This window comes from Paenibacillus sp. MT86 (genome assembly GCF_058792535.1).
The window spans coordinates 3,770,246-3,790,784 of sequence record NZ_CM179499.1; the positions used below are offsets into that span (position 1 = coordinate 3,770,246).

The window sequence follows — 20,539 nt, forward strand, 5'->3', positions numbered from 1 at the left end:
TTTCTCCTCCTGCTTGGGTGTAAACGTTAGAACGTAATCAAATGCTCCATTAATTTTTTGGCATAATCCGACTGAACATGCTTTAATTGCTTGACGTCGATCGTCTCCTCCACCTTGCCGCTCCTGAAAATAAGTACCCTGTCGCAAATATAAGCGGCAGCTTGAATGTCGTGCGTGATGAAAACGTAACTCATCTGATAGATGTCTTTAAGCTCCTTCAATAAGCGGAGGACTTGTATCTGTACGGATACGTCCAAAGAGCTGATCGCCTCGTCGAGCACGATGCACTTGGGCTCCGTGGCAATCGCTCTGGCAATGCAAACTCTCTGCGCCTCTCCGCCGGATAACTCATGCGCATATTTCGTTTTGTAGGAAGCGTTCAACCCGACCTGATGCAGCAAACGATCGACTCGGGCGTCTTGGTCGGAACGTACCTGCCCCTGCGCCGTTAAGGGCTCCATAATGGCTTCCTTCACGGTATAGAACGGGTTGATCGAAGACGTATAATCCTGAAAAACGGCACTCATATTGCCGGAACGCACATGACGATTCCTCACATTGTTTCCTTCGAATAAGACGGCCCCTTGGTCCGGTTGTTCAATACCCAAAATCAATCGTCCAAGGGTAGATTTTCCGCTTCCGCTCTCGCCGATGATGCCAAGGCATTCGCCGCTTCTGCATTCGAAGCTTACATCGTGCAGAATTTGCTGCTTTTTCCTCGAAAACAGGCCGCCTACCCGGTAGGATTTATGAACGTTCTCTACCTTCAGCACGTTACTCCCCCCTCATGATCTCGTTGAAATGGCTGCTCAGCTCAAGACGGGTAGAAACCAGGTGCTGCGTATAGGGATGCCGCGGTGCCGATAATACCTCTTCAACGCTCCCGCTTTCTACAATGACGCCGTTTCTCATGACCATTACTTCATCGGCAATCTTCTTCACGACCCCCAAGTCGTGGGACACAAAAATCATGGAGCCTCCCATTCGCTCGCGGAGCTGGATGAATTGTTCAACGACCTCGTACTGCGAGATGGTATCGAGTGCCGTCGTCGGCTCGTCGGCGATCACGATGTCGGGCGAAAGAACCAGCGTGAGCGCAATCATCAAGCGCTGCAGCATGCCGCCCGATAGTTGGTAAGGGTACTTATTCATGATTTCGATCGGATGGTTGAGCATCACGCTCTCCATCGCTTTTTTCATCGCGGTTTCGACTTGGCTCTTGCTCCAGCCGAAATGCGCTTTTAACGTCTCTTGGAAATGAACGCCGACTACGGAAGATGGATCAAACGCTCCCATGCCGTTCTGCATGATCATCCCAATCTGTTTACCCCTTCTTCTTCTCATTTCTTTATCCGAAAGTTGATTCAAATTCTCGCCTTTGAACAGAATCTCTCCGGATTGACGAATCCAGGGCTTATGCAATCGGATGATCGATCTGCACGTAAGGGATTTTCCGCTCCCGCTTTCCCCTACGATTGCCAGGCAGGTTTGGGGCTTTAACCGAAAAGAGCTGTCACGGATGATCTCTTTGCCCTCATTCGAATCCCATACCCTCAAATGGTTAACCTCTAGCATATTCAACATTCGGTTTCTCCACCTTTGCAATTCGCGGCTGCTTGCCGGAGTTCATTCGTTTGGGATCCAGCGCGACCTGAAGCCCATCCGCCAGAAAATTAAATGCCGATACGGCAATGACGATCGCCAAGCCGGGCGCCAACATCAGCTCGGGATGTGAAAACATAACCTCTCTCGCTTCATTCAGCATCATCCCCCATTCGGCGTGAGGGGCCTTGATGCCCAGCCCCAAGAAGGATAATCCGGAGATTTGCAATATCATGGAACACATCGAACCACTGGCAATGACGGCAATATCCGAGAATGTTACGGGAACGATATGCTTCATAATGATTCTACGATTGCTGATGCCGGCAGCTTTTGAAAACCTCACATAATCCATTTCGGCATACTGCTGGACCGACGTTCGGATGACGCGGGCAAACCACGCCCATTTCATGGCAACAAAGGCAATCAGGATGTTCTCAAGGCCTGCACCCAGAATGCCGACAACCGCTAACGTCATGACATACCCGGGAAAAGAAAGCATGATATCGCAAATTCTCATCAGAATCGCGTCCGTTTTGCCTTTGAAGTAGCCTGCCAGGAATCCAACGGCCGCACCTACGCCTACCGATGCCAACAAGGCGGCCAGAACCCATAATATACTGGGACGTATGCCATAAATCAGCCGGGACAGGATGCATCTCCCCAAATGGTCGTTGCCGAACCAATACGCCCAGGACGAGCCGGCATAACGCAGCTTCATATCGACATGGTTCGGATCGTGCGGCGCGAATATAGGGGCGAACAGCCCCAAGATTACGATTGCGGCAATAAGGAGCAGTGACAGGCTGGCCAGCTTGTCTTTGCTCAGATTTTTCAGTGCTCTCATCAGATTTCCTTCCTTAATTTCGGATTGAACGCAGCATTGATCATGTCCGACAAGGTGTTGAATAAGACAAAGGCTACAGCCAGTATCAGGACATAGGCCTGAATGACCGGAAAGTCCCTGCTCAATATGGATTTCACGCTCAGTCGCCCAAGTCCCGGCCATGCAAATACATTTTCAATGACTACGGTACTGCCCAGTATAATAGGGATCGCCATGCAAAAGATGGATACGGCGACTTGCAGCGAATTTCTTAGAATATGTTTCGTAATCTTCTTCTCGGGCAAACCGCAAGCTCTCCCATAAACCACATAGTCTTCATGCAAGTGGCCCAGCATGGAGCTTCTTACGTTTCTGAAGTAAATGCCGACATAACTCACCGATATGACCGTTACGGGAAGAATATAGCTTTGATAGGAGTCCATGCCGCTGGTCGGCAGCAAGTCCAGCCGGACGGAGAAATACCAGATCATGATCGAAGCCAGCCAATAAGAAGGCATCGCCGTCAGAAAGAAGGAAACGCCTCTTACCGATCGATCCAGCATTTTGCCTTCGTTTAATGCGCAGACAACCCCCAAGACGACGGACATGACGATGATGATGATCGACGAAACCAACGTTAGCTTTAACGTGTTGAGAAACGCCGGGCTGATCAAGGACCACACCGATTGTCCCGTGACGTAGGACTCTCCGAAATCCAATTGAAGACAGGCCATCACCCAGTCGGCATATTGCTTCAGGAACGGTTGATTCAGTCCCAGCTCTTCACGCGTCTTAGCGATCAGTTCCTCCGTGATTTCGGGAACTTCCTGGGCGCGGAGCACCACTTCGGCAGGATCCATGGGCGACAGGTTGATCAATAGAAAGGTCAAGAATGAAATCATGAGCAGAATCGGAACGGACAGCAATAATCGTTTAGCTATATAACTTCCCATAATGACTCCTTATCGATTGATGAGCACGCAGCCTATTCGAAATACATTTGTTCAAAAGGCAGCTCAAATTGGGTTTGCTTGAACGTAATGCCTTTCAAGTTCTTCGGTGCGAGAACCGTGACGCTCCCGCTCGAAATCGGGATAAATACGGCTTCATCGTGAACCGTCCGCATGATCTCGGCATACAACGCCTTTCTGGCTTCCTCGTCAGTCGATACCATAACCTGCTGTATCCGGTCATAGAGATGATCTGCTTCGGCGATCCCTTTGGTCGTATGCAGATAAGAAGCCTCGGAAGTGAACGCAGCGATGGTGCTTTGGGGGTCATACGCCAATCCCCAGGTCTGATTAAACAATAACTCGTAGTCGCCCGTAGACCTTCGATTCGCGATCGAACTCGATTCTTCGCCGATGATATCCAGCTTTATTCCGATCTGCATTAGCGCATGCTGAATGAATTCCGCCTGTGTTTTTTGCGAAGATGAATTGCTGTCATAATATAAGTTCATGGCCAGCTGCTGCCCGGACTTGGTCCGGGCCTCGTCGCCGCTGCCTTTTTTCCATCCGGCTTGTTCCAAGATTAACTCGGCCGCTCCCGGATCATGGCCGCGTTCCTTCAATTCGACATCCGCATAGTTCACGTTGGAGGAGAACAGTCTGTTCGCCTCGGCTTCGGTTCCTTCGAATATGTCCTTGCTGATCGTTTCGCGATCGATTGCATACCAGAATGCCTCACGCACCGCGGTTTCGCTTACCGGGCTGTCCGATTTGCTGCTGTTGGCGACAATCATTTTCGTATTCATGGCTTCGCTGCGAACAAGCTGATAGGTTCCGGCGTCAACCAGTTGATTCATCGCTTGCACGTCGATGCTGTCTGCCCCCCGATCATCGGTGAATACGAAGTTCACCTCTCCTTTCTGCATGGCCAGAAACGTCGTCTCGCCGGCAGGCAGCACCTTGGCCGTAATTTTCTTGATTTTCGGCGCACCGTTCCAGTATTCTTCATTGGCGGTAAAGACGGCGTACTCATCGATTTTATGCTCCGTGAACTTGTAAGGACCTGTACCGTTATGGCCGTTAACGCCATCCTTCGTTTCTCCTTGAATGAAGTCCTTCGGCGATAGGAATACATACGGCCGCGTCATGGACAATTCGACCAGCGTTGGGTAATAAGCTTCGCTTAAGATCAATTGGACAGTGTATTCATCCACGACCTTCACGTTTTTGATTTTGCTCGACAGCTTAATCCAAGCATGTTTTTCGGCATTACGCTGCACGGCGTCGATGTTCAATTTGACCGCTTCGGCATTAAACGGTTCTCCATCATGGAACTTCACGTCTTTTCTTAAATGAAAGGTATAGGTCCGGCCGTCTTCGGAAAGGTCCCAAGATTCCGCAAGCAGCGGCTTGATGCCCTCCTTCGTGTTCTCCACCAGCGACTCGTATACCATGCCCTGAGCCGGCATGGACCCCGTGTACAAATGCGGGTTCATATCATGAATATCTTTTGCTGTCGCATAGATTAATTCTTCCTGGACAGCCGATGCGGATTTGTTTGCCTGATTCGTCTCTCCGCAGCCTGCCAAAAGCGCCATCGTGCATAAAAACATCCATATGATTACGGTTTTTCTTTTCACGGTTTCCCTCCTGCTACCCACTTGATTATGTTAACGTTCATGTATTGGTTAGGTCCTTGCATATCATGGCCAGTTCTTCTCCGAAACTCTGAACCGCGAAGGCGCCGGACAACGACCGGTCCTTATGAGCAAGTGCCACGCTGACGATTTTGCTTTCATATGCTGATATGAACCGATCGATGGTTGGACATTCCACCTTTAAGAAGCCGGCGATGCCTTGTATGATCTTGATCCGATAATAGTCCTCCTTCGGCATTCTCGGGATATCCAGGCAGCCTTCCAGATTGATAAATAATCTCCGGATCGGTACCGCCGAGAAATCAAAGTACTTTCCCTCAGGATCCGGCTCAGAGAAGGGATCGATCAACAATGAGGCGTAACGGATATACAATAAATACTCTTGATGAATGCTTTCCAAGTGCTCGAAGCTGTCAATATCCCGGCGTGATAAACTCTCATTTCTCACCGGATAGTTATCATCCGTCATAAACTTCAGCAAATTGATGCTTCTCATCCCTAATCGACCCAAAATGTTCATCATTTCTTTCCACTGGGATAACATATTGCGGATCAGTTCCTGCGTAATAGGGCCTTCGGGGAATAGCTTATAGACATACTTGCGAGTACCCGATTCGTCAAAAATGGCGTTTAATGAGAAGTCATTCATGAATAAAGCGGGATGGACATATAACGAAATATTTCGCGCTTCTGCCTCCAGGGGCGTCCTCATGAATTCCACTTCAATGTCCGATTGCTTATACAGACCGCACAGCCTGTCAACAAGATCTGAGCGGCCCCGTGTCGAGCCGATATAGACTTTTTTCTTGACCCCCGTCGTTATGACATGATTGGAAACCCGGTCACCCACCCATCTGGTGTCCCCGATATATGTAGAAAAGCTTATGACTTCCGCACCCGGATTCAATTGCCCGATATAACCGGTTACCAAGCTGTTGGAACCGAACGTCGGGGAGATCAGCACCAAGCTGTTTACTTTTCGCAGAACGTCTTGGTCGATCTGTCGCATGACTTCCAAATAGGCGTCGGTGGTCACTGCCAAAATCAGGGTATCCCACTGGCCTTCGATCGTCTCAATCCCACGAAATACGCCGTCCAAACGGCACTCGCCTTCCAAGGCATGATGTTTTTCATTTTGGATGCTTACGCGAACCCTTTGACCGCTGGCCGAAAGCGATTCAAAGAAATCCGCGGAACGGACCGATTCCCGGCCCGCAATGCCCAAATGACAACGGTCCCCTTTCTTAAGGATCACTGCCAGCTGCAAGGCGGCTGGACCCGTTCCCAATATCAGGACTCGCTCCATATCTCTCATAAGAACACCTCACTTCGTTTAGCCATGTGTTATGGTGCCTTTTTTGTACAACGCGATGTCGAATATATCGTTTTGGCGCAATACCGTATCAACTAGTTTCCATTTGTCGTCATCCGTTTCTTTCATGGGGTAATTGAATAAAGACTTCAAACCGTTTCCGTGCCTCATGGCCACAACGACCTCTTCGTTCGTTAATGGATGTAACCGCTCCAACATGTCGTACTTTTCAGCAACCGTTGAACTGAAAATGATATGGGTGACCTCTTGTATGTAATCAAGATTTTCTACTGGTGTATTTATCAGCCGGATCTTCAGCTCCGGGCCCAATGCCTCGATAACCTTGACCCCGAGCCCAATGGCCTCATCGTCAATGTCGATGCCGATCACCTCGGCTCCCGTTCGCTTGGCGATCAATAGAGCCGTCATCGGAAATGCGCCGGAGCCAACCAGCAGTACGATCGACTTCGAAGTCACTTGGAAGCTTCCGAACTCTTTCTCGATGCATTCTTCGATATTCCTGAAATAATCGGTGATCCCCGTGTCTCCCTTGATCAATTTCAATGCGCGATATTTCTCCAGGGTCGCTACGCAGCGTGCCGAATACGCTCTCAATTCCTCCGCAAGCCCGTTTAAACCTCCAGTTCCTTGCCGCTCCAGCCCATCCCATATATTGGAGTTGGACTCGTCGGTGATAAACGTTGAATAATCATCGACCAGACGTTCCAGCTCGGTTCGGTGACGGGAAATATGATCGAAGCGGTCTGCGAAGTACTTAAACCTTGTTAAATAATCAGCCAAGGATTGATCAAACATGGTTAGTTTCACGAATTCCCACCCCCGCGATATGGTCTTCATCCAGATCAATGAATGCGATGCCTTGAGCCGCAATGCCAACGGCCCCTTCGATTTCCAGATGCGTCACCCGGTTTTGATCAAATAGTGCCTTTACATGAATCGTTCCGCCGGGCTGTTTGATGGAAGCCTCGACATCCCTCTTATGCTTCCAAGCTAAGTAGGCGCCTACGGAAGCCGTTCCGGATCCGCAACCTCTTTCCCACACCGCGCTATTAAGCTCCGGTACATAAATGAGCGGAGTCAGTTCCCTAGTGCGGGAGTTGTATAACAGGATCCCGACCATTCCCGTATCGAGAGAGGGTCCGATGTGCTTGGCCATGGCCAATATGCTGCTGTTCATTTGCGCATCGCAGCGCTCCACTTCAATCACGAAATGAACAAAATCGTTGTATCGAACGACAACCGCGTCAACAAGGGAGCACCCATCTTGAAGGACCGTTTGATCAATTGTCACCGGAAGCGGCATGTTGACCCGGCAGCAATAATCCTCCTTGTTTTTTGTTACATAGCATGACACTAACCGCTCCGCGCCTGAAACCTCCAGTCGAAATTCAGTTGTTATATGACGTTTCATCCCTTGAACCTCTGCCAGGTATGCCGCTAAGGCCATGCAAGCATTCCCGCAAAATTCACCTCCTGCCATCCGCAGAAACGCATCCGCATGATCTATCTTGGATTGTTCGATAAAACCAACCTGCTCTGCATAAACGTTGTCGTACGACATGATTTTAGCAGCGACGCGTTTATGTTCATCGGGCGGAAGCTTGGTGTTAATGAGAATCGTCATGTTCTGCGTGGGATTGCATTTCACAAAATCGATCTTTTGCTTCATCACGGGCTCCCTCTGTTCCAATGGATTGCCAGTTGGCTTGATGTCCTTATTCGTAATATTTACGATTTAGAATGATGAGAATATAGCATGGCCATTTGAAATAGTCAACATTTTTGCACAAAAAAAACTCTTTCGACGTCATCATCGGAAGAGTTATTTATGCGTATATTGGCTGCCTTGGATGGAATAAAAGCGCAAGTCTTCATGATCGTTAATGGTGGCTAATGCCACATCTTGAATATTCTTATGAACGGGCGTTACTTTTGATTTGAGCCAATCAAGATCCTTACCGATTTCCTGAAGGAGCAGCATATCGATTTTTCCATCAACGATAATCGGCCTTGAGATCGTAAATGGTTGGGTCCTGATGTTCATATCAGCCGGAGTAACCGGTTGGTATGGGGTGTCCACGAATACGGAAACGGATCCCCCCGGTTCCCACAAAGCCAGAGATACTTTCTGTATATCCTCTATTTTCTCTTTTCTAAGCTCGGAGAATAAATAATCGACAGAGATCCTTGCTTTAGACAGGTTATGGAATTGGATGAGACCATTTGTAACGAGCGTAATGGGTGGCGGATCTAGATATCGTTTGATGAACGGCCACTTCAGGCTCAGCCATGTTGCCGTAACATACAACACAATGATCACGATGGTGGTGATCATCGATCCTTCCAAGCCCAATCCCTCGTCTGAAAGCGGGTGAGCAATTATATTGCCGAGAATGAGAGCGACAATGAAATCTAGAAATCTTAATTGGGATATGGAGCGCTGCCCCATTGCTTTCGTTACTAAAAGTAAAAACACAAAGCTAACGATGCCTCTTAAGATCCATTGGACGGACGTCAGCGTTTCTTGGCTTTCAAAAAAATCCAATTCCTTCAGCCCTTTCCCACAAAATCTGACATATTCAGTAAGTTCCCCTTATGCTTCAATCTCTATACAAGATCGAGTATATAAGGGAGATCATAAATCAAATAAAAAAAGAAGAAATACATCAGCGTATTTCTTCTTCCTTGCAAAATAAAATTAAAGAATTAGGAGAGTTTCGGTTATCCTATTGCTTATTTTCTTTGGAATACAAGGTTTCTTCAGCAACCTGTGCTAGTTCCTCAGCCTTGATGCTAATCTCATGAATCGTTGCCGAGAACTCCTGAATCGTCCTTGACTGGGTATCGGTCAGCGTGTGGATATCGGCAAAAGCATGATTTAGCCGCTGCAAAAATTCTTGAATATTCTTGGTGATGCCATTAATCTGGTCCACGTTCTCTTTGGAGCTTGTCGCCAGCTTCCGAATCTCATCGGCAACGACCGAGAACCCCCTACCGACTTCCCCAGCCCTTGCCGCTTCGATAGAAGCATTAAGGCCTAACATGCTGCTCTGATCCGAAATTTCCTTGACGACGGTGGAAATCTTGCCGATCTGCTGCGCACTGGAGCTAACCTCCGACATTTGGCCGGTTACGTCCGACACCCGATCGGTAAGGCGAGCGATGGATTGGTTAATATCTTCAATGGATGCGGTGGTCTGCTCGACAATCGCGGAAAAGCTCTCGGCCATCTCAAACAGCATATTCGCTTTTTCTAGGCTTGTACCCATGCCTACGCCGCCGATTACCCTGCCAAACTCGTCATGCAGCGGGATCGCCCGTGCAGCAAGCGGAAATCCAAACAGCTCTTTCGGAACGACTGCCGATATAGCTTTATTATTGCGGATGGCATCGGTTACGATATCCCCCTCCACGAGCGGGTCCCCAGGCTTGACGTTCAGCGAAAAGGTTCTTCCCGGAATGTTGATGATGAGCTTCTCCGTGTCGTAAATGCCAATCGTGATGTCATCATTCGTAAGACTTTTCAGAAGTGGAGCTACCTTGACAAAGGCCCCTATCATCTCGTGCTGTGTTTGTTCTTCAGTTACATTGCTCATGCTATCTCCCCCAACCCTTCATACGGGTGCTATTGTCCGCCATACCGTGTCCTTAAGCTTATTGGCGTATCATTGGGAACTGCATCTTCCCTTCTGATCACGATATTTATCGTCCGAATGCAGCGAATCGTTGAGTAGGATGACGGGCTGGAACAATAAATATCCCTTCCTCATTCGGTGAGGAAGGGACGTTGTCGAAAGGTTATACCGCTTGGCGCAGCCGCTCAAACAATATGTTGTTTTCCAGATGGATATGCTCGAAGGTATCCTTTTCAAGCATGGCTAACCGTTGAAAGACAAGCCGATACGTACCGCAGGCATCAGCCGGAAGCTCGAAATCGGATGTTACGTCCCGGAGCTCCTGCAGCAAGCTGCCGGCATGAGCATGTTCATGTTCCAGTTCGGATAAGTGCGGCTTAAGCTCTGCTGCCGCTTGGTGGCTAGGGTCCGCCACAAATTTCAAGATGAGCGGAAATACATGTTCGTCCTCGTCCTTCGTATGCTCCAGCAGCTCCTTTTTCAATTCCGAGAAGAGCTCCTGCACGCGAAGCAGCTCGGGATGATGCTCTCCATGCACACGGGCCAATTTCGTTACATAGGGCGTTAATGCCGGTAATTCATCACGGAGGAAGGCATGATGTTTTTGTTGGATGTGATCAATCAGTTCGGATTCCTTCAATGAAGCGGGACGGCTTTCCTGGTAATCGGCAAACTTGCTCTCTACGGACCGAATCTGCTCCAGAACGGCGGCTGGATCCAAAAGACGCTGCTTGGCTGCCTCTTCCAAAGGCACCTGGCCGCCACAACAAAAATCGATGCGGAGGGATCGAAATAAATCCGCGGTTTGCGGGATGGATGTCACAATATCGGATACTTGGCTCTGAAGCGTGAATGAACTCATATTCAAACCTCCCTAGACTTAATACGTGTTTGTGAACTTTTTCACTCTTACAACTCAAGTATATGAAACTCCCATCCCCGCACATGTGATTGCAGTCATACTGAAATGTAACACTATGTGAACGATAGTATCGAAAGGACCACGGTAGCCAGGACAACAACAAACAGGGATGAAATCATCCCTGTTTTGTTCTCAAAGCTGCCCCGTTTCTTCGTCATCGTTCACATTACTCGGCCTTCGGACCGATGCCTGTCTTCGCCGAGATATTGACTATAAGCTTTAATTCGGGCTGGAAATTCCACTTATTCTGCAGAGTCGGTAACCGCGCCTCTCGATGCTGAGGACACTAATTTTGCATATTTGTACAATACGCCCGTGGAAACTTTGAGTGGAGGCTGCTGCCATGCTTGTGCCCTTGCAGCCAATTCGGAATCCGATACGTCGAACGTCATTTCTTGCGTTTCGCTGTCGATCGTGATCATGTCTCCATTCCTCAGCAGCGCGATCGGCCCGCCTACCTGTGCTTCAGGCGCTACGTGACCGACAACGAACCCATGCGAGCCGCCCGAGAATCTGCCGTCCGTAATCAGCGCAACCTCTCCGCCAAGACCCTTGCCTACAATGAGTGCCGTGACCGACAGCATCTCCGGCATACCCGGGCCGCCCTTAGGACCGCAATAACGAATGACTAACACGTCGCCCTTGCATATTTCATCTCTCAAAATCGCTTCGGTTGCATCCTCCTCGCTGTCATACACCTTGGCCGGTCCGACAAAACGCAGCTTCTTCATACCCGACATTTTGGCGACCGCACCTTCTGGCGCGAGATTGCCTCTTAATACAACCAATGGCCCGTTCGGCTTCAGCGGCTTATCAATGGGGCGAATGATTTCCTGGCTGCCCTCTAACGGCGCAGCTTCCGCCAGATTCTCTGCCAATGATTTACCTGTGACCGTTAGACAATCGCCATGCAGAAGCCCCTCGGCGAGCAATAATTTCATGACGCCCGGTACGCCGCCGACTTCGTTTAAGTCCTGCATGGCATGTCGTCCGCTTGGCTTCAGGTCTGCAAGGTGGGGAACTCGCAAACGGATTCGCTCGAAATCGTCTAACGTCAAATCTACGCCAACCGAATGAGCGATCGCAAGCAAATGCAGGAACGCGTTGGTTGAACCGCCCAAAGCCATGACGACGGTTATCGCATTCTCAAACGCTTTTTTGGTCATGATGTCCCTGGGATAGATTTCTTGCTCCAACAAGGAGAGGACCTGCCTTCCAGCCGCAGCGCATTCCGCTGCTTTGTCTGGTGAAATAGCCGGCGTGGAAGAGGAACCGGGCAGGCTCATCCCCATGGCTTCTGCCGCAGCGGCCATCGTATTGGCTGTATACATGCCCCCGCAAGAGCCCGGTCCCGGGCAGACGCTGCATTCCACCTTATGTAACTGCTCCTCCGTCATTTTTCCGTCATGATATTGCCCGACCGCTTCGAAAGCCGTGACGATATCCACGTTCTTGCCATCGAGCTTCCCGGGCTGTATCGTACCGCCGTAAACATAAACCGCAGGAAGATTCATCCGTCCGATTGCCATCAGGCAGGCGGGCGTATTCTTGTCGCAACCGCCGATCGCCACCAGACCATCGAAACGTTCGGCCCCCGTCACGATCTCAATCGAATCTGCGATGGCTTCTCGGCTGGGCAGGGAGAACAGCATGCCGCCGTGTCCCATCGAAATGCCATCCGAAACCGTGATCGTGTTGAAAATAAGCGGAGCGCCGCCATGGTTGCGTACCCCTTGCTTGGCCTCTATGGCTAGCTTGTCGATATGCATATTACAAGGGGTCACTTCGCTCCAAGTGCTGGCTACGCCAATCATCGGTTTCTTAAAATCCGCATCCGTGAAACCAACAGCCCGCAGCATCGCCCTGTTCGGTACCCTGTTGACGCCCTCACTGATTACCTTACTGCGAATGCGTAAATCTTTTTTGTTTGTCATCCTTCCTTCTCCCCTCTATTTAGAGTAACCCGTGTAGTTCCTGCATGGGACGCATGAAGTTTTGTTTCATCATAGCTTGCGCCCGATCACCGTCCTTCTGCTCGAAAGCGCTGATGATCGAGGCATGCTCATCGACTGAAGCCTGTGCGGCAGCAATCGGCTGTTTTAAGAACACGTACTTAAACCGCCGGATATGCATCTGAAGCGAGGCACTATATGCAGCGACATAAGGATTATCTGACAGCTCCACGATGAAATTATGAAACTGTTCATCCAACTCCATGGCTTGATAAGCTTGCCCGCTCTTCATGGCATTTTCAAAATCCAGATTCATCGCCCGCAATTGCTGGATCTGCTCCGGAACAATGATGGTAGTGGTCACTTCGGCAGCCAATGCTTGAAGAACGGCCATGGTCGAATACATCTTAAAGATATCTTCCCTTTCAATGGCCGTAACTTTTGTTTCTTTCCCGGGGTGCGTGGACACGAGTCCTTGTACTTCAAGCAGTTGAAAAGCTTCCCGGATGGGCGTTCGGCTTACGCCAAGCGATTCCGCCAATTCGGCGTCGAGCAATTTCTCGCCGGGCTGAAGCGTGCCATCGATAATCCACCGTTGAATTTGGGAGAAGGCTCTTTCTTTTGCGGTCATCCGTACGGGAGAGACATAATTCTTAGGAACTGGCATGGCTTATCATCCTTACTCTTCAAGTTTGTTATATGCAATATATCGCATTCATATATTAAATACAATACTTAGAGGGCTTCGTTTGATAAAAATAACAAACAGAGGAAATACTTAATCAAACTATCCAACAGCTAAGGACCACCGTTTAAACAAGTGAGGTGTAAACAACAATGCCATTTTCCACATGGACGGGTTCAAACCAATCCCGTAACGAAGTCTCTTCCAACTCAAATAATGCAAGTTCAGATGGCCGGAACATATCGGAGAGCTTAGAAGAGACCACATCCGAAATCAAGAAAATTCTCGGCGATAACGACGATTTTATGATACATCCCTTCCATGTGTTCGGGCAGCATCCGGCCGTATTGTTTTATTTCTCCGATATGACGGATCACGCCGTCATTAATAATACTTTATTAAGACCACTTAAATATGGACCTCGCCATCTCGATGTTTCAGACCTCCCTCGCCATGCGTTGATGGACACTTTGATGAAGGATACGCTTTATCACAGCGAAGGATACGCGGAACGAAAAATCTCCGTGCTCACCGACAATCTTCTAAGGGGACAGTCTGTCGTAGCGATCGAAGGGCTGGACGAGGCCATTATCATTGATACACGAAAAATATCGCAGCGTTCAATAGAGCAGCCGGCGACGGAACAGGTGATCCGCGGGGCCCGGGAAGGATTCATCGAGACGCTCGGCACCAACATTTCCCTGCTCCGCTACCGGCTGCAAACGCCGGATTTCCGCGTGAAATCCATGGAGATCGGAACGAAAACGAAATCCAAGGTTGCGGTCTGTTACATGGATGGCATCACCAATCCCGGCATCGTTAAAGAAGTGAATAAGCGCCTGGACGCCATTGAAATCGATGCCGTGCTGGATTCGGGGTATCTGGAACAGTTTATCGAAGACAATCATTGGTCTCCGTTTCCGCAAATCCAGTATACGGAGCGGCCCGACAAAGTCGTGGCGAATCTGCTGGAAGGCCGAGTGGCCATTCTGGTCGACGGTTCTCCGCTCGCCTTGATCGCTCCAACCGTATTCAGCCAGTTCTATCAAACGGTCGAAGATTATACCGAACGATTTCTATTGATGAGCGCAATTCGGCTGTCCCGCCTGGTGGCTTTGGTATTTTCCTTGGTTTTTCCCTCGTTGTATGTGGCGATTATCTCCTTTAATCCTGAGCTGATTCCCACGGAATTTGCCGTCGCCGTCGCAGGCGGACGTGCAGGCGTCCCTTTTCCGGCGATGGTCGAAGTGCTCGTTATTGAAATTTCGATGGAGGTTTTGCGGGAAGCCACGATCCGGTTGCCGCAGCAGGTGGGCGGCGCATTATCCATTGTCGGCGTGCTCGTCATCGGGCAAGCCGCGGTATCTGCCGGGTTCGCTAGTCCAATTACCATCGTCATCATTGCATTAACGACCATCGGATCTTTCGCAACGCCGGCCTACAACGCGGCGCTTGCGCTCCGTCTGCTGCGTTTTCCGCTGATCATATTGGCCGGGATCTTCGGATTGTACGGCGTCATGGTCGGCATCATCCTGATTACCAATCATCTTTTGTCGCTTAAATCGTTCGGAGTTCCTTATCTAAGCCCATTCGTCCCAGGCAACTTTCAAGGCATGCGGGATCTTCTGACTCGCGGACCGCTGTGGAAGATGAAGAACAGGCCTTCCTTCCTCCACCCGCTTGACACATCAAGGCTCGGTGATCAAATGAAGGAGCAGGTGGATCATTCCTCAACCAATATCATGAATCCCGTCCAACCTAATGACGAGAAAGGTCGATAACCATGAATGAACAGCGCCAAATCACGGTTCTGCAAGCCTCTGCCATTACGATCAGCACCATCGTGGGAGTAGGCGTTCTTGCACTCCCTTTGTCTGCGGTCAAAGCTGCGGATGCCGGGGCTCCGTTCGTTACTTTTTTGGGAATGCTGCTGGCGTTTGTCGGACTTTTCTTCATGACCCGGCTCGGCATGCGGTTTCCGAATGACTCGTACGTGGAGTACACCGAAGTCATCATCGGCAAGTGGTTCGGTCGAATCGCAAGCTTGGTCTCGATTGGGTTTTTTGCGGTTTTGACCTCTCTGGTCGCCAGAGAATTCGGTGAGGTTGTCGTTACGGCCGTCCTGAAAAATACACCGCTGGAGGTAACGGTGCTAGTCATGCTGCTCCTGGCTGCATTTTCTTCACGTCGAAATATTATGACCTTTGCGTATATCCACTTATTTTACAGCCCCTTTATTCTGATACCTGCCCTTTTGATCGTCGCCCTTTCATTAAAAAATGCAGACTTGGTCAATGTTCTCCCTCTTTGGGGAATTGAACCCGGAGGCATACCGGCAGGCATTATTACGCTCTCCACCGTGTTCCAAGGATACTTTATTATGATGATGGTCATTCCGGCCATGTGCAAACCTGAAAGAGCGATGCGGTCCAGCCTATGGGCCATGTTAGTAACCGGCGCTTTGTATATTTTGATCGTGGCTGCCACCGTGGGTGTGTTCGGAGCCGAGGAAACCAAAAAGCTGTTGTGGCCTACACTGGAGCTTGCCAAAGCCACTTCATTGCCTGCCAATGTGCTGGAACGCTTGGATGCAGTCTTTTTAGCCGTATGGGTAACGGCTGTATTTACATCCTTGTTCTCTTGTTACTACTTTACGCTTTACTCGATAAGCAAGTTATTCCGGTTAGCGGATCATGGGATGTTGTCCTTCTTCATACTACCCTTTCTGTTCGTGTTGGCCATGCTGCCCCAAAGCTTGATTCAATTGAATGAAGTGAACGGCATGATATCCAAATATGGACTGCTGATTACTATCGCGTATCCCGGAATCCTTCTGATCATCGCCATTCTGCGCAAAAAAAGAGGTGCAGCCAAATGATCGGGGAAATTTACAGCGGTTATTTGGATGTTGCCATTCTGATCTGGCTCTTCTGCGGCTTGTTCAATCTGTTCATCGACACGAATAAGTACAGACAATCGAACATGACCAAGGAAAAAAAAGTATCCCGCGTGCTGGGTTGGATCAATATCGGTATCGTAACGGTTTGGTTTCTGGTTATCGTCCTTGTTAAAGTCTTCGTGTGAGTTTAGATGTCTGAGTTCAGGAGGATCTCAATGAGTAAGAGAGTAAACGCCGGCTTTAACCTAAAATTCATGATCCTTCTTCTCCTCTGCTCACTTCTGACAGGCTGCTGGGATCGGATGGAGATTGAGGAACGCGCGGTCGTTCTAGGTATATCAATCGACTCGGCCGGCAAGGATGCCGAGATTCGTGAAGATGAAATTTCTCATCTTCGAGGGAAATATCCCGCACCGAAACAAGAAATGATCCAGTTATCCGTTCAAATCGCTCTTCCCGGCAGAATACCGCTCGGACCCGGCGAAGGCGGTGCTTCAGGCGAAGGCGCCCAAGAAACTGTGTGGGTGCTTGATGTTGTGGGACATACCGTCGATGATGCGATGATGAATCTCCAGCAGCAAATATCAGGCAAATTGTTTTTTGGACATCTCCGTGTCATCGTCGTTTCTGAAGAATTTGCCAGAAAGGGAATGGAGAATTTAAACGACTATCTTCACCGAAACGCGGAAGTTCGCCGTATGGCCTGGCTGATGGTATCCAAAGGGAAAGCGAGAGAACTGATGGAAGCAGCTCCGAAGCTGGAGCGCGTCCCGGCATTGTATTTGTCCTCCACGCTGGACGACGCCGTTAAGCATGGCAAGTTCCCGAGCGACTATATCGGAACCTTCTGGAACAATTCGTCGAAGAAGGGCCAGGAAGGATTTCTGCCTTACATCCAAATCATGAAGGGCGATAACGTGGAAATCAGCGGCATGGCTTTTTTCAAAGGTGCCACACTGGTCGGCGTGACTAAACCGTTTGAAATTGCCGGATACTTGGTCATTAAGGGAATCAGTCCGGCAGGTTATCGCGGAATCATTCATGTTGGAGACGACTCTCAGGTCGTCACCATCCATGCAACGAACCGGGAATCGGAAATCAAGGTAGACATCAAGAACGGGCTTCCTCATTTTACGATCACGGCAGTGACGGAAGTGAATGTCGAAGAAAAAAACACGGAAACCCTCCCGCTTGATAACTCGCATATTCTTGAAGAAATTGCAAGGGAGAACGAACGATCCGTTAAAGAACTCATGCTCGGACTAATCCAAAAAACGCAAAAAAAAGAATCCGATATTTTCGGATTCGGCGAATTGGTACGAGCCAGAAAACCATCCTATTGGAACAGCCATGTCAAAACCGCGGATCAATGGAGTGAAATTTATAAAAATACAACCTTTGATTTCCGTGTAACATCGAAAGTCCGAAGAGTCGGCATGAAGGCCGAATGATGGCGCTGAATGCGTGCGACAGGCGACGTGGATCAGCAGACACGATGGGTCCCCACGGCGCTGCTTTATTTTATCCAGGCGTTCGGGCCGACATCACGGGCGGTTAGCGGAGGATTGGACCGCTGTTTGCCATAAACCTCAATGTTATCGGGATTCTCTTGGTTATAGCGATGAATCACCTCTTTGATATAGTTCGCGTCATGTCGCCCCGTCGACCAGAACTTAAGCTTTGTCTTTGCACCTGTAACGGCCATTTTCGAAGCTGCCGAGTGCGAAAATATGCCGTCCGTGCCCTGCCCGCTGCTGCGTTGCATGCAGCCTGTTACGGCCATGCTTAGGCACGTCAATACAATCAGCGGTAATCTCCAAGTTATCATGCACACTCCCTCCCTGTGCTTGTATCGTAGCATAACCTATTTTATCGATATAGACAGGACGGTAAAAAAACTGTAAAGGGAAGAAAATCGATTCATCTCCTAAATGCAAAGAGGCTTCCACCAAGCAATTGCTTGGTGGAAGCCCCCGGTCATGCTGAGATACAATTAGAACTTATTCTCCCCGATGCTAGTACCTATCGCTTGAATTCCACATCGGCTGCAATCGGCAGATGATCCGATGCTTCGGTTTGGATCACGCGTTGATTGGCATGCCGGACGTTAGGGGAAGTCAGAATATAATCGATGGTTGCCGACGGATTGATGACAGGGAACGTATAGGCATCGTCTATTCCCTCAAAGCTGTTTACGAATAAACCGCTGTTTAACAGTAATTGAAACTCTGAACTGTTCGGTTCCGCATTAAAATCCCCCAGGAGAAGCGCAGGTCCCTGGGAGCCGGAAGCAAGGTCAATGATTTCCTGAGCCTGTGCCGTTCTGCTGGTGACATCCAGCCCGAGATGCGTGTTGTAAACATCTACATGGATTCCTCTCAGATTAACGATGGCATGAAGAACGCCGCGCTGTTCCTTCCCGAAGCTGCTTAACCATGTATTCTCGGATCGGAGTATCGGATACTTGCTCACGATGGCTGTCCCGTATTGACGGTTGTTTGTTTGTCCTTCCCCCGGTTCCAAATCAAGATTCGCGCCGTAAGCGTAATGATAGCCGAGCAAATCAGCCAATTCCTTGGCTTGGTCTTTAAAATCGCTTCGTTCCCCGTAATGCCGATCCACTTCTTGAAGCCCGACAATCTCAGCGCCGGAGTCGCGGATCACATCCGCAATTCTCTGCAGGCTCAGCTGACCATCGATTCCTACCCCATGATGGATATTGTAAGACATTACGGTGGTGCTTACTTCTTTGCCTTGACCCTTTCCCGCTGCCATGACGCCCGTTGCAAACAGGGGAATGAGGAACAAACAAGCGATTAGCGAAATGAGGCATTTTTTCATGAACGAATCTCCTTCCATTAGTCAGATTAATATCGTAAGAATCAAATTGATTATATACGGGTTTTATTTTCGCCAGATCAAGCCACGAGCTGCTCCTTTAAAATGGTAAAAAAGAAACAGACTAGACACACTTAATATGGTCCAGCCTGTGACCTGCGACTTACATTCGCTTGGTTGATCGCAACTATTCAATGAGTCAAAACCGCCTGCGCATCAATTAAAAATGCTGTCCGGAACGTAATATACCTTCTGCGTATTCTGCTTATTGACCGGATCCGTCACGATCGTAAAATATACGTTGCCGTTCTTGGTCTGAACTCCCTCGATTTCATGGTTGCCTACATTCGTAATTTTCACGAGGGTTTTGAAAGTCCCGGTATTCGTCATCATGGCAATCTGCGGGGTTTCGCCTTCGGCTCCGCCTGACGTATAGATTTTCGTTTGGCCGAGCATATCCGCCCCCTGGAAGGATCCGTTCGGTCTAACGATGCCGCTGCCCGATTGCGTGAAGCTGCCAACCGCTGCGTTCACCGCGGCTGCGCTGTCCATCCGCACCTGTTCATTGCTGTCAAGCAGCTTATTGAGCGCGACCGTGTCATAAATGGACCAGGTCACGGTTCCTTCCTTCGTCTGAACGCGGAACACCGTATGCGTACTGTTGCCGCCGCCATCAACCCGGTAGGTCTCGCCCAGCCTTGCTCCCGTTTTATTGGCGTAATTCATATAGGTAAAGCGATGCAGATCCGTATAATCGACCGTCTTGCCGGCCGAATATTGCAGTCTTGCTACCTGAAGCGACCAGTAGTAATCGGTTGAAGGATCCGCTTTTGAACTGAAATAGAAATAATTGACGCCGTTGTACGTATACATATCCAGCGTTTGACAGTGCCCCGTGTTGGTGACGGTCATTTTATCTACAAAAGTAGCGTCATTGCCGTTAATGAGCAATCTTGAAAGATAGCAGGTTCCCTTGGAACGCTGCGTGACATACAGATATTTATCCGCGATGTAGGCTTTTTGAACAGCCACGTTGTGTTGAAGTCCCTTTAAATTGTAGGCAAGCGTTGCCGAAGCGTTGACGGTTTTCTCTGGGGTTGCCGCGAACGCGGGCAAACCGGACATACAAAAGATAAGCATTGCAAGGATGAAGGACGTGAGTAATTTAAATTGCCTTTTCTTAAGGCTCAGCCCTTGAACGTCAAACATCAATCCACCTCCATGAATATGATAGAATAC

20 protein-coding genes are annotated in these 20,539 nt (G+C 49.3%); 4 read left to right on the forward strand and 16 right to left on the reverse strand.

Annotated features, from left to right (window positions below):
* Window positions 1-26: 26 nt before the first annotated feature.
* From AC3RCL_RS16665 to AC3RCL_RS16725, 13 genes are all read right to left on the reverse strand, one after another.
* Entirely contained in the window at window positions 27-773 is a 747-nt protein-coding gene (locus tag AC3RCL_RS16665; RefSeq protein ID WP_492530803.1) for an ABC transporter ATP-binding protein, read from the reverse strand.
* Window position 774: 1 nt separating this feature from the next.
* The gene (gene cntD / locus AC3RCL_RS16670; RefSeq protein WP_492530805.1) at window positions 775-1,584 is read right to left on the reverse strand and encodes a staphylopine uptake ABC transporter ATP-binding protein CntD; all 810 of its coding nucleotides are present in this window, start codon (window positions 1,582-1,584) and stop codon (window positions 775-777) included.
* A complete protein-coding gene (cntC, locus tag AC3RCL_RS16675; RefSeq protein WP_486048493.1) occupies window positions 1,562-2,449 on the reverse strand; it encodes a staphylopine uptake ABC transporter permease subunit CntC in 888 nt (295 codons plus the stop codon). Before cntC ends, cntD begins: the two co-directional genes overlap by 23 nt.
* The gene (gene opp1B, locus AC3RCL_RS16680) at window positions 2,449-3,381 is read right to left on the reverse strand and encodes a nickel/cobalt ABC transporter permease (RefSeq protein ID WP_213578432.1); all 933 of its coding nucleotides are present in this window, start codon (window positions 3,379-3,381) and stop codon (window positions 2,449-2,451) included. Before opp1B ends, cntC begins: the two co-directional genes overlap by 1 nt.
* Before the next feature lie 32 nt (window positions 3,382-3,413).
* Window positions 3,414-4,991, reverse strand: coding sequence for a staphylopine-dependent metal ABC transporter substrate-binding lipoprotein (gene cntA, locus AC3RCL_RS16685; RefSeq protein WP_492536391.1), 1,578 nt, complete (start codon window positions 4,989-4,991; stop codon window positions 3,414-3,416).
* A gap of 64 nt (window positions 4,992-5,055) precedes the next feature.
* Window positions 5,056-6,351, reverse strand: coding sequence for an opine metallophore biosynthesis dehydrogenase (locus AC3RCL_RS16690; protein ID WP_492530808.1), 1,296 nt, complete (start codon window positions 6,349-6,351; stop codon window positions 5,056-5,058).
* A gap of 18 nt (window positions 6,352-6,369) precedes the next feature.
* Window positions 6,370-7,176, reverse strand: coding sequence for a class I SAM-dependent methyltransferase (locus AC3RCL_RS16695; RefSeq protein ID WP_375119723.1), 807 nt, complete (start codon window positions 7,174-7,176; stop codon window positions 6,370-6,372).
* Window positions 7,157-8,038, reverse strand: coding sequence for a histidine racemase CntK family protein (locus tag AC3RCL_RS16700; RefSeq protein ID WP_492530811.1), 882 nt, complete (start codon window positions 8,036-8,038; stop codon window positions 7,157-7,159). The genes AC3RCL_RS16695 and AC3RCL_RS16700 overlap by 20 nt, the downstream gene beginning before the upstream one ends.
* A 153-nt stretch (window positions 8,039-8,191) precedes the next feature.
* The gene (locus AC3RCL_RS16705; protein ID WP_492530813.1) at window positions 8,192-8,914 is read right to left on the reverse strand and encodes a DUF421 domain-containing protein; all 723 of its coding nucleotides are present in this window, start codon (window positions 8,912-8,914) and stop codon (window positions 8,192-8,194) included.
* A gap of 181 nt (window positions 8,915-9,095) precedes the next feature.
* On the reverse strand, window positions 9,096-9,965 hold the full coding sequence (locus tag AC3RCL_RS16710; RefSeq protein WP_192572039.1) for a methyl-accepting chemotaxis protein: 870 nt from the start codon (window positions 9,963-9,965) through the stop codon (window positions 9,096-9,098).
* 202 nt (window positions 9,966-10,167) lie between these two features.
* The gene (ric, locus tag AC3RCL_RS16715; protein WP_492530816.1) at window positions 10,168-10,866 is read right to left on the reverse strand and encodes an iron-sulfur cluster repair di-iron protein; all 699 of its coding nucleotides are present in this window, start codon (window positions 10,864-10,866) and stop codon (window positions 10,168-10,170) included.
* A 302-nt stretch (window positions 10,867-11,168) separates the two neighbouring features.
* Window positions 11,169-12,860: a dihydroxy-acid dehydratase gene (ilvD, locus tag AC3RCL_RS16720; RefSeq protein ID WP_015735080.1), complete on the reverse strand. Its 1,692-nt coding sequence runs from the start codon at window positions 12,858-12,860 to the stop codon at window positions 11,169-11,171.
* Between the two features lie 19 nt (window positions 12,861-12,879).
* Window positions 12,880-13,545 (reverse strand): GntR family transcriptional regulator, encoded by a 666-nt coding sequence (locus AC3RCL_RS16725; RefSeq protein ID WP_096773563.1) that lies wholly within the window; start codon window positions 13,543-13,545, stop codon window positions 12,880-12,882.
* A gap of 170 nt (window positions 13,546-13,715) precedes the next feature.
* Here AC3RCL_RS16725 and AC3RCL_RS16730 point away from each other — a divergent pair, with 170 nt between their 5' ends.
* From AC3RCL_RS16730 to AC3RCL_RS16745, 4 genes are read left to right on the forward strand one after another with little or no spacing between them, the layout of a single operon-like run.
* Window positions 13,716-15,344: a spore germination protein gene (locus tag AC3RCL_RS16730; RefSeq protein WP_492530819.1), complete on the forward strand. Its 1,629-nt coding sequence runs from the start codon at window positions 13,716-13,718 to the stop codon at window positions 15,342-15,344.
* Window positions 15,345-15,346: 2 nt separating this feature from the next.
* Window positions 15,347-16,441: a GerAB/ArcD/ProY family transporter gene (locus tag AC3RCL_RS16735; RefSeq protein WP_492530821.1), complete on the forward strand. Its 1,095-nt coding sequence runs from the start codon at window positions 15,347-15,349 to the stop codon at window positions 16,439-16,441.
* Window positions 16,438-16,647, forward strand: a complete 210-nt coding sequence (locus AC3RCL_RS16740) for a CLC_0170 family protein (RefSeq protein WP_096773560.1) — start codon at window positions 16,438-16,440, stop codon at window positions 16,645-16,647. The genes AC3RCL_RS16735 and AC3RCL_RS16740 overlap by 4 nt, the downstream gene beginning before the upstream one ends.
* Window positions 16,648-16,677: 30 nt before the next feature.
* Window positions 16,678-17,913, forward strand: coding sequence for a Ger(x)C family spore germination protein (locus tag AC3RCL_RS16745; RefSeq protein WP_492530824.1), 1,236 nt, complete (start codon window positions 16,678-16,680; stop codon window positions 17,911-17,913).
* Window positions 17,914-17,978: 65 nt separating this feature from the next.
* Here AC3RCL_RS16745 and AC3RCL_RS16750 read toward each other — a convergent pair whose 3' ends face one another.
* From AC3RCL_RS16750 to AC3RCL_RS16760, 3 genes are all read right to left on the reverse strand, one after another.
* Window positions 17,979-18,290, reverse strand: coding sequence for a hypothetical protein (locus AC3RCL_RS16750; protein ID WP_492530826.1), 312 nt, complete (start codon window positions 18,288-18,290; stop codon window positions 17,979-17,981).
* A gap of 194 nt (window positions 18,291-18,484) precedes the next feature.
* Window positions 18,485-19,303, reverse strand: a complete 819-nt coding sequence (locus AC3RCL_RS16755) for an endonuclease/exonuclease/phosphatase family protein (protein WP_492530828.1) — start codon at window positions 19,301-19,303, stop codon at window positions 18,485-18,487.
* Between the two features lie 213 nt (window positions 19,304-19,516).
* Window positions 19,517-20,509, reverse strand: coding sequence for a helveticin J family class III bacteriocin (locus tag AC3RCL_RS16760; protein WP_036663222.1), 993 nt, complete (start codon window positions 20,507-20,509; stop codon window positions 19,517-19,519).
* Between the last annotated feature and the right edge of the window lie 30 nt (window positions 20,510-20,539).